Annotated in this window: 15 protein-coding genes; all 15 read left to right on the top strand. The window is 46.7% G+C overall.

Annotated features, from left to right (window positions below; all coding sequences use genetic code 11):
• Positions 1 to 355: 355 nt before the first annotated feature.
• The 15 genes from BN1969_RS15955 to BN1969_RS15895 all read left to right on the top strand — a co-directional run bounded on the left by BN1969_RS15955 (position 356) and on the right by BN1969_RS15895 (position 14,569).
• A complete protein-coding gene (locus BN1969_RS15955; RefSeq protein ID WP_050625183.1) occupies positions 356 to 2,461 on the top strand; it encodes a type I restriction-modification system subunit M in 2,106 nt (701 codons plus the stop codon).
• A complete protein-coding gene (locus tag BN1969_RS15950; RefSeq protein WP_050625182.1) occupies positions 2,458 to 3,711 on the top strand; it encodes a restriction endonuclease subunit S in 1,254 nt (417 codons plus the stop codon). The genes BN1969_RS15955 and BN1969_RS15950 overlap by 4 nt, the downstream gene beginning before the upstream one ends.
• Entirely contained in the window at positions 3,708 to 6,671 is a 2,964-nt protein-coding gene (locus tag BN1969_RS15945) for a type I restriction endonuclease subunit R (protein WP_050625181.1), read from the top strand. The genes BN1969_RS15950 and BN1969_RS15945 overlap by 4 nt, the downstream gene beginning before the upstream one ends.
• Before the next feature lie 45 nt (positions 6,672 to 6,716).
• A complete protein-coding gene (locus BN1969_RS15940; RefSeq protein WP_077138791.1) occupies positions 6,717 to 7,490 on the top strand; it encodes an SMODS domain-containing nucleotidyltransferase in 774 nt (257 codons plus the stop codon).
• Positions 7,491 to 7,495: 5 nt separating this feature from the next.
• Positions 7,496 to 8,248 (top strand): hypothetical protein, encoded by a 753-nt coding sequence (locus BN1969_RS18125; RefSeq protein ID WP_147577134.1) that lies wholly within the window; start codon positions 7,496 to 7,498, stop codon positions 8,246 to 8,248.
• 47 nt (positions 8,249 to 8,295) lie between these two features.
• Positions 8,296 to 9,270, top strand: coding sequence for a helix-turn-helix transcriptional regulator (locus BN1969_RS15935; protein WP_050625180.1), 975 nt, complete (start codon positions 8,296 to 8,298; stop codon positions 9,268 to 9,270).
• A gap of 33 nt (positions 9,271 to 9,303) precedes the next feature.
• Complete coding sequence (locus tag BN1969_RS18745) at positions 9,304 to 9,807, top strand: hypothetical protein (protein ID WP_242850365.1); 504 nt, start codon at positions 9,304 to 9,306, stop codon at positions 9,805 to 9,807.
• Between the two features lie 141 nt (positions 9,808 to 9,948).
• Positions 9,949 to 10,563, top strand: a complete 615-nt coding sequence (locus tag BN1969_RS15925; protein WP_050625179.1) for a LexA family protein — start codon at positions 9,949 to 9,951, stop codon at positions 10,561 to 10,563.
• Between the two features lie 42 nt (positions 10,564 to 10,605).
• Positions 10,606 to 10,800 (top strand): hypothetical protein, encoded by a 195-nt coding sequence (locus BN1969_RS15920; protein WP_050625178.1) that lies wholly within the window; start codon positions 10,606 to 10,608, stop codon positions 10,798 to 10,800.
• Positions 10,801 to 10,826: 26 nt separating this feature from the next.
• Positions 10,827 to 11,045: a hypothetical protein gene (locus BN1969_RS17365; RefSeq protein ID WP_077138790.1), complete on the top strand. Its 219-nt coding sequence runs from the start codon at positions 10,827 to 10,829 to the stop codon at positions 11,043 to 11,045.
• Positions 11,046 to 11,424: 379 nt separating this feature from the next.
• A complete protein-coding gene (locus BN1969_RS15915; RefSeq protein WP_050625177.1) occupies positions 11,425 to 11,718 on the top strand; it encodes a helix-turn-helix domain-containing protein in 294 nt (97 codons plus the stop codon).
• A gap of 479 nt (positions 11,719 to 12,197) precedes the next feature.
• Positions 12,198 to 12,575, top strand: a complete 378-nt coding sequence (locus BN1969_RS15910) for a type II toxin-antitoxin system PemK/MazF family toxin (RefSeq protein WP_050625176.1) — start codon at positions 12,198 to 12,200, stop codon at positions 12,573 to 12,575.
• Complete coding sequence (locus BN1969_RS15905) at positions 12,572 to 12,772, top strand: hypothetical protein (protein ID WP_050625175.1); 201 nt, start codon at positions 12,572 to 12,574, stop codon at positions 12,770 to 12,772. Before BN1969_RS15910 ends, BN1969_RS15905 begins: the two co-directional genes overlap by 4 nt.
• Positions 12,773 to 12,776: 4 nt before the next feature.
• Complete coding sequence (locus tag BN1969_RS15900) at positions 12,777 to 13,787, top strand: ParB N-terminal domain-containing protein (protein ID WP_050625174.1); 1,011 nt, start codon at positions 12,777 to 12,779, stop codon at positions 13,785 to 13,787.
• The gene (locus BN1969_RS15895) at positions 13,784 to 14,569 is read left to right on the top strand and encodes a DUF6551 family protein (protein ID WP_050625173.1); all 786 of its coding nucleotides are present in this window, start codon (positions 13,784 to 13,786) and stop codon (positions 14,567 to 14,569) included. The genes BN1969_RS15900 and BN1969_RS15895 overlap by 4 nt, the downstream gene beginning before the upstream one ends.
• Positions 14,570 to 14,626 lie beyond the last annotated feature (57 nt).

The following is a 14,626-nucleotide window of genomic DNA, read 5'->3' as shown; positions in this document are numbered from 1 at the left end:
TTTGACTTGTCACCAGTTGGCGACAACTGCACGTTGACTTCATTCACGATTGAGCTTACAATAATCCATAGACAGCTTTGCACTTTATAATGTAATGAAGAAAAACAATGACAGAATATTTATCAATACGTTAAGCTGCTGAAAAGTGGGAAATATCAAAACGCAGAGTACAAGTTTTATGCGTTGAAGGTAGAATTTCCGGTTCAAGTCGAATAGATTCGATATGGGCTATTTCAGCAAATGCCAAAAAGCGGCAGATGCCAGGACAAAGAATGGAAAATATATAAAAAATAGGAACATTACATCAGAAAATAGAAATGCCATGATAATTGAGTTAACAGGAGGAACATTAAATATGGCTGAAAAAAAAATCATAGACGCGATGTGGGATGATTCCCCCGTTGATGTATCCACAGAGGTGAATTTTATATGGTCCATCGCAAATAAGCTGCGTGGTACATATCAGAGTGACAAATACAAGGATGTCATCATTCCGATGGTCATTATTCGCCGCTTTGAGTGTGCCCTCGCACCCACGAAGGCCAAGGTCGTGGAGACCTATAAGGCGAATCCGAACTATCCTGCGAAGGCGATGTACCGCCTGTCCGGCTTCCAGTTCTACAACACCAGCGAGTTTGACCTTGCGGAGCTGGTCAACGACTCTGATCACCTGGCGGCCAACTTCAAGGCATACATCCAGGGCTTCTCCGCCAATATTCAGGACATCATCCGCAGCCTGGATTTTGACAAACAGATCGACAAAATGGACAAGAACAACCGGCTGCTCTCTGTAGTAAAGGCGTTCTCTGAGCTGGATCTCGATCCGCACACCATCGACAACGTGAAGATGGGCTACATATTTGAAGACCTGATCCGCAGATTTTCTGAAAATGCAGAAGCTGGTGACCACTACACCGGCAGAGATATCATCAAGCTAATGGTCAACATCCTGTTGGCAGAAGGCTGTGATGACATCTTTGATGACGGCAAGGTCATTACTGTATTGGATCAGGCGTGTGGCACGGGTGGTATGCTTTCCACCAGCTATAATTTCATTAAGCGATATAACCCTTCCGCCGATGTGCGTCTGTTTGGTCAGGAGATCAATCCGGAGTCCTACGCCATCTGTCTGGCTGAGATGATGATCAAGGGGCAGAATGCGGAGAACATCTGCTATCAGGACACCATGAAAGCCGACCGTTTCATGGGCACGAAAATGCGCTTTGTCATCGAAAATCCTCCCTTCGGCACCCCGTGGGGCGGCAAAGATGCTGCCGAAGGTGTGGAACAGGCCGTTCAGGAAGAATATAAAAAAGGCTTTGACGGACGCTGGGGCGCGGGTCTGCCCGGCTCTGGTGATATGCAGATGCTGTTTTTGCAGTCTGCCATCGACAAAATGGACGATCATCTGGGGCGTGCTGCCATCATTGAGAACGGCAGTCCGCTATTTTCTGGCGGAACAGCCTCCGGCGAGAGCCAGATCCGCCGCTGGATGCTGGAAAACGATTTGATTGAGGCAATCATTGCCCTGCCGGTAGACCTGTTTTATAACACCGGCATTGCCACCTATATCTGGGTGCTTTCCAAGAACAAGCGCCCAGAGCGCAAGGGCAAGATTCAGCTTATCGATGCCTCCAGCTTTTTCAAAAAGCTGCGCAAGGCCCTGGGTGACAAGAAAAACGAAATCTCTCCCGAAGACCGCACCGCCATTACCAAACTGTATGCGGACTTCACAGAAAACGAGTATTGCAAAATCTACCCCAACGAGGAGTTCATCTATCGGGAGTATATGGTGATGCAGCCTCTCCAGCGCAGCTATGCCATCAGGGTGGAACGCATGGAAGCGATGCTATCCAAGGGATCGTTGTCCTCCCTGTATGACCAGGCAAAGGTCGATGAGATAGAAAATATGGAGGAGCCGACCGGCAAGGATTTAAAAAAGTTGGAAAACTACCAAAACAATCAGCCGATCTATGAAGCCATTCTTGCCGCACTGAAAGAAGCCATATCGGATGAGGTCTACCTCTCCCCGGTGGCGTTTATGCCGGTGCTCACCAAAGTGCTGGCGAATGTGACCGCCGACAAAAAGCTGCTGGAGAAGATCGCAGATGGCCTCTCTGTGATGGATAAGTCCGCCGAGATCCAGCGGGACCGCAAGGGTAACGTGCTCTACGATAAAGAGACCAAGGATACTGAGATCGTAAAGTGGGACGAAAGCATTGAGGACTACATGGCCCGTGAGGTGCTGCCCCATATCCCGGATGCCCAGTGGTTCTTTGAGGAGAATCTGGGAGCCAAGAAGCCGGTGGTCAAGACCGGTGCGGAGATCCCCTTCACCCGCTACTTCTACAAATACCAGCAGCCGATACCCAGCCAAGAACTGGAGGCAAAGTTTATGGAGCTGGAGCGTTCGGTATCGGAACGTGTGGCAAAGCTGTTTGATGAGGCGGTGACGGTATGAGAGAGATGAAGGATAGTGGCGCAAGGTGGATAGGTCTTGTGCCGACCCATTGGAAAGTAGATAAACTAAAATACCATCTAAAAAGAAATGAACCGAGAAACCCCGGAAATTGCATTGTTCTGTCACTTTATCGGGAGTTGGGAGTTGTTCCCAAGGACAGCAGAGACGATAACCACAATGTAACTTCAGAAGATACTTCTAAGTATAAATATGTAAAGCCCGGCGATTTTGTCATCAACAAAATGAAGGCTTGGCAAGGTTCTGTTGCAGTATCGGATTATGAAGGAATTGTTAGCCCTGCTTACTTTGTGTACAACTTTACAGATGAAGCCTTCTTCAAAAGGTATTTTCATTACCTGTTAAGAAGTTGTTATAAGGATGAGTTCATGCGCCTTTCAGGTGGAATTCGTGTGGGCCAGTGGGATTTGCCGTCTGAAGCGCTTGACAACGTAATTGTATTGATTCCTTCAACAGAAGAACAACGTTGCATCGCTGCCTACCTTGATGCCAAATGCGCCGAGATCGATGCCCTTACCGCTGACATCCAGACCCAGATCGACACACTGGAACAGTACAAGCGCTCCGTCATCACCGAGGTTGTAACCAAAGGGCTTGAGCCGGATGTGGAGATGAAGGACAGCGGGATTCAGTGGATTGGTAGTATGCCAGCCCATTGGAATTGTATTCGAGGTAAATATGTTCTGAAGTACATCCAGAAGCCAGTTCGTGAAGATGATGGCGTGATTACCTGCTTCCGAGATGGCGAGGTCACTCTCCGCAGCAATCGTCGCGAGGATGGTTTCACAATGGCGGACAAGGAAATCGGCTATCAAGGCATCGATGTTGGAGATTTGGTCGTACACGGCATGGACGGCTTTGCAGGGGCAATCGGCATTTCCGATTCCAGAGGTAAAGCATCGCCTGTTCTGAATGTCCTTGATACAGAACAGAACAAGAGATATATTATGTACTTCCTCCGCAGCATGGCTTACAGCGATGTATTCCTGGCACTGGCCACTGGAATCCGCGTCCGCTCTTGTGACCTGCGGTGGAACAAGCTTTCAGAGTTGTTCTATCCCGTCCCTCCGTTAGAGGAACAGGAAGCAATCGTGGATTATATCGATTCCGTTTTGCGCAGAACAGATGAAGTGATTGCAGCTAAAAGAGAACAGCTCTCCACATTGGAGGCTTACAAGAAATCTCTCATTTATGAGTACGTGACTGGGAAAAAGGAGGTGCCAGCTCAATGACAAATGTTCTCTCTGAAAAGGACTATCAAAAATATCTGTTGGAGCGGCTGGCAGCCAACGGGTATGTCATTCGCAAGTCCACCAACTTTGACCGCCTTTTTGCTGTGGATCGGGAGATGCTCATGAAGTTCTTGACTGACACCCAGCCGGACACGATGGACTATCTGCGGAAAATCTACAAAGACGATCTGGAGGATACCATCGTCAGCTTCATCAACGCAGAGACTACCAAAGCCAGAGGCAGCCTGATCGATGTGCTGAAGCACGGCATTGAGATATCCAACCGGCAGCTCGATTTGATGTACACTAAGCCTGCCACCACCTTCAATCCGGAGCTGACAAAGAAATATGGCCAGAACATCTTCTCCGTTATGGAGGAAGTCTGGGCCAGCGATAAAGAGCGCATCGATGTGGTCATTTTCCTGAACGGTCTTGCCATCATCTCCTTTGAGCTGAAATGCAACACCGCAGGTCAGTCCTACCAAGATGCCATCTACCAGTACCGCACCGAGCGTAACCCTAAGACACGTCTGTTCTTGTTCAAGGCGGGCTGCCTGGTGAACTTCGCGATGGACCTGGAGGAGGTCTACATGACCACCAAGCTGGCAGGAGATGCCACCTTCTTCCTGCCCTTCAACATGGGCAACGGCGAGGGTGTGACCGCCGGTGCAGGCAATCCGGCCTTTGAGGACAGATACAGTGTCTCCTACATGTGGGAGGATATTCTGACCAAGGACACCGTGCTTGACCTCATCAGCAAGTTTATCTTTGTGGAGGTAAAAGAAAAAGTCGATGACCAGACCGGCAAGGTGAAGCGTTCTGAAAATTTGATTTTTCCCCGCTATCATCAGCTGGATGTCATCCGCAAGATCCTCGCCGATGTCCGGGTAAACCGCACAGCGCAAAATTATCTGATCCAGCACAGCGCCGGTTCCGGCAAGACCAATTCCATCGCATGGCTGGCCCACCGTCTGACCTCCCTGCACGATGCCGATAATAAAATTATCTTCGACAATGTTATTATTGTCACCGACCGTGTGGTGGTGGACAGACAGCTTCAGAAAGCCATCATGGGCATGGAGCATAAAGCCGGGCTTATTCGTGTGATGGACGATAAATGTAACTCTGCCGATCTGGCGATTGCCCTCAACGGCAATACAAAAATCATCGCTACCACCATACAAAAGTTCCCGTATATCGTGGACAGTGTGAAGGGGCTGAAAAACAAGCGGTTTGCCGTCATCATCGATGAGGCCCATTCTTCCACCGCCGGTAAGGATATGGCTGCTGTGACCATGTCCCTGGGGTCCGGCGAGCAGTTTGAAGGCGATGTAGAGGATATGATCTCCGATGAGATCAAGCGCAATGGCAAACAGGCGAATGTGTCCATGTTCGCCTTTACCGCTACTCCGAAGCCCACCACCATCCAGCTCTTTGGTCGTCTGAACACCAAAGGCCAGCGGGAGGCTTTCCATGTCTACTCCATGAAGCAGGCCATCGAGGAAGGCTTCATTTTGGATGTATTGCAGAACTACACGGAATACTCGACCTTCTACCAGATCAACAAAGAAATCGAGGATGATCCCCGCTGCAAGACTAATGCGGCCAAGCGGCAGATCGCCCGTTTTGTGGAGCTGCATGACACCAACATCTCCCAGAGGATCGAGGTCATTGTAGAACACTTCCGAACAACGGTCATGCAGGAACTGGGCGGGCAGGCAAAGGCAATGGTGATAACCGCCTCCCGACAGGCCGCCGTGAAGTATCGTCAGGCCTTTGAGGAGTATATCGCCAAGAAGGGCTATGAGGGCATCCATGCCTTAGTAGCGTTCTCCGGAAAAGTGAAGCTACCGGACGACGAAACGGAATACACCGAAGCCTCTATCAACGGCTTCCCAGAGGACAGGCTGACAAAAGAGTTTGATACCGATGCTTACCAGGTGCTTCTGGTAGCCAATAAATATCAAACTGGATTCGACCAGCCGAAACTCTGTGCCATGTATGTGATGAAGCGGCTGCGGGGCGTAAGTGCGGTGCAGACACTGTCCCGCCTGAACCGCATCTGTGCGCCCTACGATAAGAAGACCTTTGTGCTGGACTTTGTGAACAGCTACGAGGATATCAAGGCGGCCTTTGCTCCCTACTATACCACCACGCTGCTTTCCAACTCCGTGACGCCAGGGGCCATCTATGACCTGGAGGCGAAGATCGATGCCTATGCACTGTTTGATCCGGCGGATATAGACAGCGCAAATGAGATTTTGTATGCGGAAAAAGTGACCGGAAAACAAAAGCAACGCCTGACCTTTTTCCTGCAAAAGAGCAAAAAGCTGCTGGATCACTATGAGTATGAGGAGCAGCGAGAAGCTGTGGCCGCCATGCGCAGCTTTGTACGTTATTACGAGTTCTTGTTGCAGGTGTCTTGCTTTGAGGATACCGCGCTGCATAAGAAGTATAACTTTATCGCCTACCTGTTGGCGTACATTAATATCAAGCATCCTGGTGCCGGTTTTAACCTTGACGGTAAAATTAAAGCATCCAACTTTATTCAGAAGAAGGGCGAAGAGCACATTTCTCCAAACCTGGTGGCAAAGCCGGTAATGAAACTGCCCACGGCGGAGCACTTTGGCCTTACAGAAGACAAGGAGCAGCGTCTGTCAGAGATTATTGATGAGATCAACAGCCGCACCGGAAAATCCTATGATAGCGATGTGGTGGTCAAGGCCATGCTTCAGATTCGGGATATTTTGATGAAGTCGGATAAGCTGAAGACTAGTGCTAAAAATAATACGCAAAAAGACTTTGAGTTCACTTATTTTGACGATATTGATGATGCATTGATTGAGGGACTTTCGCAAAACCAGGATTTCTTCTCCCTGCTGCTCTCTAATGATGAAATGAAGCGGCAGGTGCTTGGGATTTTTTCTGAAGAAATTTATAAAAGTTTGCGTGAAGCATGAACAGCATGGAATAAAAAAATTATCAATAGATTGGAGGATAATATAATGTCCGTAAATAGCTATTTAAGTGGTTTGGCAAGCAATCTTGTTCTTAGCAATACGGAAAAAAGTAATATTTCTACTTCGGTAGATACAATCAAAACAAGGCTTTCATGGTATTTATCAAATGAAGTAGTGGAGAAAAAGATTTTTGGTTCATATGTGCGAGGAACTATATTACCTCGAAAAGTTGATGAAAAGTCTGACGTGGATATTATGATTGTGTTTAACAATCCGTATGGTTATAAACCTCAGACCTTTCTCAATAAGTTAAAATCCTTTGCCGAAAAATATTACAGTAGTTCTGAAATTTACCAGTCTAGCCCGACGGTTGTATTAGAACTCCATCATATTAAGTTTGAACTGACGCCTGCCTATGTAGAGTACGGTATGTATTACATTCCGAATGGTCCCAGCGACTGGATGTACACAGACCCTGACGGCTTTTATAGCACTTTGACAGAATGTAATGTAAATAATGCTTCGAAAATCAAACCAGTTGTACGTCTCTTAAAGCATTGGAACATTCAAAAAAATTACCGAAATATGGCATCATTTTCATTGGAAAAGAAAATTGCGGAAGAAATGATGTATGCATATTTTGGCTGTACTACATACACAGATTATTTGAAAAAAGCGCTGAATACCATTAAATATAGCACAAATTATTCAAGAGTTGATACTGCTATTGGTCATATTGATGCTGCACTAAATTATGAGAAACAGGGATTACCGTATTCAGCCCTTTTAGAAATCAAGAAAGCATTTCCGGAGGTATAACGCCCTTGAGTAGACGGGATGATATTAACAAACTATATATACCATCGCAAAAGCTTGAAAAGTTTTGTAAAATTGTCTTTTGGCTTAATTGTATGCTATCATTGGTAAATATATTCCTGTCTGGAATGGCTACAGATATTGTATCTATTTTACAGATAGCATCTGCGTTGGGCTTTGTTTCAGCATCAGTTATTGATGATGGCTTGTTTTGGTACAATGCAGAACACGAACGACGTAAAAACAGTATTCAAACAGCATTTGGAATTAGGTTGTCTGAGTTAGAAACAGATGGATATTACAATAATTCAGTTCCTCCTTCAATGATAAAATATGCTACCAATACCTTTGAAAGTGTTTATTTTTCAAAATTTATTGCGTCAAAAATGCTGATATATAGCCTTGTAAAATCACTACTTGCAATTATCGTTCTCATTTCAGTAAGTTGGATAATTGCCAATGGCAATATTCTCCTCATTATAGCCCAAGCGGTTTTTTCTGCTTACATAGTTGAGGATACAGTTTATCTTACTATATATGTTAATCGTCTAAACGCACTTTACGATAGTATATATACAGCACTTATTACAACTGGGGTTCATTCCTCTCAGAAGATGCCAATATTGCTTTCATTTTGTACAGAGTACGAGTGTATAAAAGCTCACTATAAAATAAGATTAGACAGCAAGATTTTCATAAAATATAATCACGAATTGTCGGAGAAATGGAACACTATTTCCACCCACATTACTACTGATTAGCATAAAAGAAACACAAAAATGTAATATAATCGGAGAAGAAAATAGAAATGGAAACTGATCACCAGCTAAGAATTTTATATCTGTACCAGATATTGCTCCGTCATTCTGATGTAGATCATCCCGTCTCCACCAAAGAGCTGATTGATATGATGGAAACGTATCATCAGATCAAACTGCACCGGACAACCATCCCTAAATATATAGAACTGCTGAATGCCGGTGGCCTTGAAGTAATGGAGATTCGTTCCCGCGAAAAGAAATATTATCTCAATGACCGGCTGTTTGAACTGCCGGAAGTGAAATTGCTGATTGATGCGGTGCAGTCTTCAAAGTTTATCTCCGCAGGCAAAAGCCAGGTGCTGATTTCTAAACTGATGGCGCTTACCAGTGAAGCCAATGCGGCAAAGCTCAAGCGTAATCTATATGTGACTGGACGTGTTAAATCGGACAACGAAAAAAGCTACTACATTGTCGAAGCAATCAATGATGCGATTAACGAAGGTAAACGGATTTCATTCTACTATACGGATTACAATACTCAAAAAGAGAGGGTGCTGAAAAACGATGGGTTACCGTATGTTATCAGTCCTTATGCGCTGATATGGGATGGTGACTTCTACTATGTTCTTGGCCTGAACCATGGCCGGAATCAAATCAATACCTTCCGGGTAGATCGGATCAGCAGACAGCCGGAGATTCTTGATGAGGCAGCGACATCGGCACCAGACAGCCTGAATCTGGCAAATTATTCGCGTGAGGTTTTTCGGATGTACGATACGGAGGAACCGGTTGAAGTATCGCTGCTTTGCGAAAACAGTCTGATGAAACATCTGATAGATCACTTTGGTCTGGATGTAGAGACGGAAACTGTAGATGACAATCATTTCAGAGCAAGAGTATTTGTTTGTACCAGCCCAACTTTTTACCGCTGGGTCTTTGGTTGGTGCGGCAGGATGAAGATAGAAAGCCCAGCTTTCGTACTGGATGAATATCATCGGATGGCGAGGGCTGCGCTGGAATAAGTCTGTTTCAGATTTAACGAAGACGGTAACTGTATGAACCAACAACGAATGAATAATCCAAATAAGAAATATAAGGAACTAAAGCAGAAGCAAAAAGCCCGTATCTCCGATTTGATGTATCGGGAAACCGACCGGTTTCTGCAGGAAAAGAAGCAGCCACCGGATGATAATGAAGTTGTTCAAATTGCTGAGCGGGTATACTGTTGTATTCAGGGGCTTGGATTCTGGATTCCTTATGGCGAAGTGCTGAATGAATACCAAAAAAAATGTCCACATATTCTCCAGCGACTACAAGAATCCGGTTTGCCACAGCACTTGCTTCCCAAAACGAAAAAAGAACCATCTGCTGACTCAATGAGCACATCAAAGGCGAAACAGCGCAAAACAAAAGGACACAGGCGGCAAAAGCCAAAAGAAATTCCTCTTCTCGAACAGGATGATACCTTTTTCTTTATTGCCGGTTATACTTCCGGCGGCGCTCCCTATGGTGTGACCTGGGAGGAAATGGGATTAGAACCATGGGAGGAAATCGAATAAGCAATGATATTTCGCACGAGATGTCGCCAGTTGGCGACATCTCATTTTTTCTGGCAAAATATCCCTTGCAGGAAGAACGGGTGTTCGCTATAATATAAATATCTGAAACGAACCGTTTCATTTAGAATGTGAGGAATGACCATGAGAAGCAAGAACCCGGAAGTGATGAATGCAATCTGTACCTTTGTTGACCAGTATTACCGTGAACACCACGCCTCTCCGTCTGTAAATGAGATTGCACAAGGCGTTGGCGTGTCAAAGGCGACTTCCTATCGCTACCTTGTCGCCATGAATGAGCGCGGTATGCTTTCCTATGATGGCAAAACCATTGTGACAAAGCAGGTCGGCAAATGTACCTCCGGGTACTTTTCCGCACCGGTGGTTGGCAGTATCCGCTGTGGTGACCCGGAGCGTGAAGAGGAAAGCGTAGAGGAATATGTAAGCCTTCCCAAATCCATTTTTGGTGAGGGAAAATTTTATATTCTCCGTGCTAAAGGCGACTCCATGGTAGATGCGGGCATCGAGGATGAAGATCTGATCGTTATCAGAATACAAGATACGGCGGCGGTCGGCGATATTGTCGTCGCGCTGGATGAGGACAATGAGAACACTCTGAAAATCTTTGGCGGAATTGATGAGGAAAACGGCGATGTGATTCTTCGCTATGCGAATCAAACGAAGTATCCAGGCAAAGAAATTCGAGTGAAGCAGCTCATTGTACAGGGCGTGGCAAAACACGTCATCAAGGCCCTGTAACACTGGCCTTTACGATAAATCAGGAAAGGATGTGTTCTGACAATGGAAACCTACGATGTACGCTGTCCAATCTGCGGGGAGCTGAACCATAACCTCTATCTGGAGGAAACGGATGGCTGGATGGAGTGTGAGCATTGCCATCAGGCAGTGCAGATACTGGCATATGCTAAGACAAAGCCAATCCCTGTTTATACCGGCAGAGAGCTGGCAGAGAAATTTTTGATTTCAACAAAGTGACAAGACCATGGAGGGAGGATGGACTTATGCAGGAAAAAGAAATTTGGCGACCATTCTCATGGCATTGTCCAAACTGCGGTGAAATCTCCGTTGGATATAAAAACTCCAGCGGCACGATCAAGGTGGAATGCTCAAAATGCCATGCAGTAATGGTCAGAAAAGTAATGGGGCGTCGGCATGACCGAATTGACATCTACGCCCCCAAAGGCGAAGTCAATGAGACTGGGCGGCTCGCCGGTCTCTGACAAAAAATGAATACACAGGTATAACGACGGACAGGTTGAGATGAAACAGGCTGCGTAAATCCTGCTCCAGGTCACATACCTTAACAGTCCAGAGGTTTAACCAGACATTACATGAGAGGCCGCTGGCAGAATTGGATTCCAATTTTGGAGTCCGGCTCTGTCGGCGGCCTTCTTTTGTTTTCCGGCAGGGCTTTCAAAAAATATCGAAAGCCTGATATGCATTAAGGGCTGAGGATACAAATATTGCACTAATCCTGTTTTAGGAAGGTGCGGTATCGGTACCCTTCTCTTTTTGCGCTCATTTTCAGGCTGTGAGATGGGAAACCGCTGCGGAGTTTGTATCCTTTGCCGCTTTTCGCACAGGCGGAAAGGAAAAATTATGTATTACGATCCGATGGAATGTGGAATGAGAATTTCGAAACTGCGTATGGAATGCGGCAAGACCCAGCAACAGATGGCCGACAAGTTGAACATTAGTCTGGATCATTACAGGGCGTTGGAAAACGGAAGACGCGGTGGTTCGCTCGACTTGCTGATTGAACTTGCTATTACGTTTGATATTTCTCTGGACTATCTGATCTTAGGGCGGGTGAAATATTCGGACAGTGAGCGTATCCAGAGAGAACTGGAAAACATAATGGGTCAGATTGGACAACTGAAGGCTTCTCTTTAATCTACCGTGACAAACTCGACCAGTACCGTGACAGCGAGTCACTCTGGAAACAATTTGGATTCGGCTACAATTTAATCACAGCCAGGGAACACCGGTTGGGAACCTTGAAAACCGAATACTCATTCATCAGGTACATTACCGTATGTCAGAGCCGGACAGGCAGTACGCCATGACCTTCCACCCGGAGGCGAGCGAACCATACTTGCTACAAAATACCGGATTGCAACCGGCAGGGCCAGGACGGCATACAGGGATAATGATACTTCTGTAATTCGCAGCCCGGCCACAAGGAAGGCGGGGAGGTTAGATGCCTATGGAGCAGCCCAGCAAGCTGCCGCCTGATGATTTCCCGCTTCTCAGGGGTGTCGAGGACAAATGTGAGAAAATAACCGCTTAAGAAATTTTTGGGAGCCATAACCGGGAAGGTTATTCCCGTGTTCTGGCTCCTTTAACATACCCACAAGAAAGGAGTACACACAATGGATCGAGATTTCAAACAATATCATCGCGGAGAGATATACTTCGCAAACTTAAATCCTGCCTATGGCTGTGAGCACGGCGGTATCCGCCCTGTGCTGATCCTGCAGAATGACGTAGGCAACTTCTATTCACCGACATTGATTGTCACACCTGCTACAAAGCAGGCCGACAAAAAGCCATATCTGCCGACACACGTTGTTCTGAGCAAGATCCCCGGAATGAAGTATGACGGAGACTCCTTGTTCATGTTGGAACAGTTACGGGTGATCGATAAGCACCGCATACGCGGCTACGCTGGGCGGTTGACCAAAGCTCAGATGGAACTGATTGATAAAGCGGTATGTGCCAGCCTGGGGCTTTCCCAGGACGGTGTATGATGCGCCTGACCCGGCAAGGAAATGACAGGAATTCCCTGATCTGTCTTTGCCCCACCTGCCGGGAAAACTTCGAGATCACAGGGAGTTATCGTATCCGGCGGGCAAATTACCAGCAGACAGTAAAGGAAATCTGCACCTACTGCCAGATTCGCATGGGCTATGACTACTATGTAACGCCGGTATCGGAACGGGGGTGATGAGATGGATGAACTACTGCGGATTGACCCAGAGTTCGAGTCTAAAATTCCACCTCTGACTGAGGAAGAATATCAACTGCTGGAAGAAAATATTCTCCAGGACGGCGTTGTGCTGAATCCGTTGATTGTCTGGAACGGCTGCATCGTAGATGGTCATAATCGCTTTCGTATTATTCAAGCACATCCGGAAATCAAATACACAGTCTTTGAAAAGGAGTTTCCTGACCGCTATGCCGCCATTGCTTGGATTTGCTGTAACCAGCTTGGTCGTCGAAATTTGACACCACAGCAGAAGAAATATTTGATTGGACAGCGGTATGAGGCGGAAAAACAAACAGCGAGTTTTCATGGAAATCAACACACTTTAGCTGATGAAAGTGGTGGTGGACAAAATGTCCACCACCAGAAAGTCGAAAAAACCGCAGAAAGAATTGCCCGCGAAAACAATACAAACGAGCGATATGTCCGCCGAGCTGAACGATATGCTATGGGGGTGGATGCTGCTGATGAGATAGAACCTGGAATTAAGAAAGAGTTACTTTCTGGTTCCATTAAGCCTACGGATACTGCTGTTGCAGCTATTGCCAAAGCTGACCCGGATGCTCGCCCTGCATTGGTTGAACAGCTGCGTCAGCCAAAGCAACTACCAGATAAAACATCAGCCCCAGTTCAAGAGCAAGTACCGAGAGAAATTGAACCTTCATCAATCACTGATGATGAAGTTCAGCCAGAGTCAGAGCGGGAAGAAGCAGAGCATCCTACCCGCCCCATGACAGAAATCCAAAAAATCCTTGCGATTTCATCCTGCATGGAAACTGCGGAAGAACTGGCAGATGAAAGCACCATGTTCTATGAACTGGAGGATGCGGTATCCACCATGATACGCCGATGTCTCCGCTGCTTTGAAAGCTATCCAGGACTTTTAAATAAGAAATCGTACCGCCGCAAGGTACTGAAAATATTCAAAGAAGCCATTCAATTCATTCACAAAATCGAACAGGAGGAACCAACATGAAGAACCTGATTAACTGCCCTTTTGACGAGATGATGATCTACAGCAAGAACCTGGAAGTCCCTCGTAACGCTTACCAGCGGGAACTGAATCCCAACCGTGTCCGCAAGATCGCGGCAGAATTTGACGAGCATATCGCCAATGACCCGAAGGTCAGCTTCCGTGACGGTCACTACTATGTTTTTGACGGTCAGCACACTATTGCCGCCAGGAAGCTCCGCAACGGCGGTCAGGACTTGCCCATCCGCTGCAAAGTGTTCTATGGTCTCTCCGAACTGGATGAGGCTATTTTGTTTGCCCAGCAGACTGGCACTTCCGCTCAGCTTACTGCTGGTGCGAAATTGCGGGCGTTGATTTACGGCAATGACCCGGATGCGGTAGCGTTCCTGAAAGCCACGGAGGATGTGGGATTGCGGCTGGACTACAACCAGGACAGAGGCAAGTGCCGGATCGGCTGCGTTGGCACTGCCTACTCCATCTACAAAAAGGTGGGAGAAAAAATTTATAAGGAAGGAATGCAGCATATTGTAAATGCCTGGGACGGCGCTCCGGATTCTCTTCGCTTTGAGATTCTGCTTGGCGTGGTATTCTTCGTGGATCTTTATCACGATGAATATAGTCCTAAGCGCCTGGTTGAACAGCTGCGTCGGTACGATCCGCTTACCATTTACCGGGAAGGCCGTTCCCTTGGTGTGAATATGGCTGGGTACAAAAAGTATATGTACCAGGTCTACCGGATGTATAACGGTAGCAGCCGTCGCTATATGCTTCCCCTGAAATTCTGATGCCGGACGGATAAAGAAGACCGATCCGTAATAGGTATAGAATAACGAACCCCGGAA

The sequence above is a fragment of the Clostridium phoceensis genome (genome assembly GCF_001244495.1).
GTDB classification, from domain to species: domain Bacteria; phylum Bacillota; class Clostridia; order Oscillospirales; family Oscillospiraceae; genus Lawsonibacter; species Lawsonibacter asaccharolyticus.
Note: the sequence above shows the minus strand (reverse complement) of the source record. Positions and strands in the feature narration are given on the sequence as shown.

Bases quoted from the DNA above. Each gene is read 5' to 3' on its own strand.
- BN1969_RS15900 (WP_050625174.1), top strand. From the start codon at position 12,777: ATGGATGAACTACTGCGGATTGACCCAGAGTTCGAGTCTAAAATTCCA.
- BN1969_RS15910 (WP_050625176.1), top strand. From the start codon at position 12,198: ATGGATCGAGATTTCAAACAATATCATCGCGGAGAGATATACTTCGCA.
- BN1969_RS15925 (WP_050625179.1), top strand. From the start codon at position 9,949: ATGAGAAGCAAGAACCCGGAAGTGATGAATGCAATCTGTACCTTTGTT.
- BN1969_RS15915 (WP_050625177.1), top strand. From the start codon at position 11,425: ATGTATTACGATCCGATGGAATGTGGAATGAGAATTTCGAAACTGCGT.
- BN1969_RS15950 (WP_050625182.1), top strand. From the start codon at position 2,458: ATGAGAGAGATGAAGGATAGTGGCGCAAGGTGGATAGGTCTTGTGCCG.
- BN1969_RS15940 (WP_077138791.1), top strand. From the start codon at position 6,717: ATGTCCGTAAATAGCTATTTAAGTGGTTTGGCAAGCAATCTTGTTCTT.
- BN1969_RS15895 (WP_050625173.1), top strand. From the start codon at position 13,784: ATGAAGAACCTGATTAACTGCCCTTTTGACGAGATGATGATCTACAGC.
- BN1969_RS15920 (WP_050625178.1), top strand. From the start codon at position 10,606: ATGGAAACCTACGATGTACGCTGTCCAATCTGCGGGGAGCTGAACCAT.
- BN1969_RS15955 (WP_050625183.1), top strand. From the start codon at position 356: ATGGCTGAAAAAAAAATCATAGACGCGATGTGGGATGATTCCCCCGTT.
- BN1969_RS18745 (WP_242850365.1), top strand. From the start codon at position 9,304: ATGAACCAACAACGAATGAATAATCCAAATAAGAAATATAAGGAACTA.
- BN1969_RS15945 (WP_050625181.1), top strand. From the start codon at position 3,708: ATGACAAATGTTCTCTCTGAAAAGGACTATCAAAAATATCTGTTGGAG.
- BN1969_RS15905 (WP_050625175.1), top strand. From the start codon at position 12,572: ATGATGCGCCTGACCCGGCAAGGAAATGACAGGAATTCCCTGATCTGT.
- BN1969_RS17365 (WP_077138790.1), top strand. From the start codon at position 10,827: ATGCAGGAAAAAGAAATTTGGCGACCATTCTCATGGCATTGTCCAAAC.
- BN1969_RS15935 (WP_050625180.1), top strand. From the start codon at position 8,296: ATGGAAACTGATCACCAGCTAAGAATTTTATATCTGTACCAGATATTG.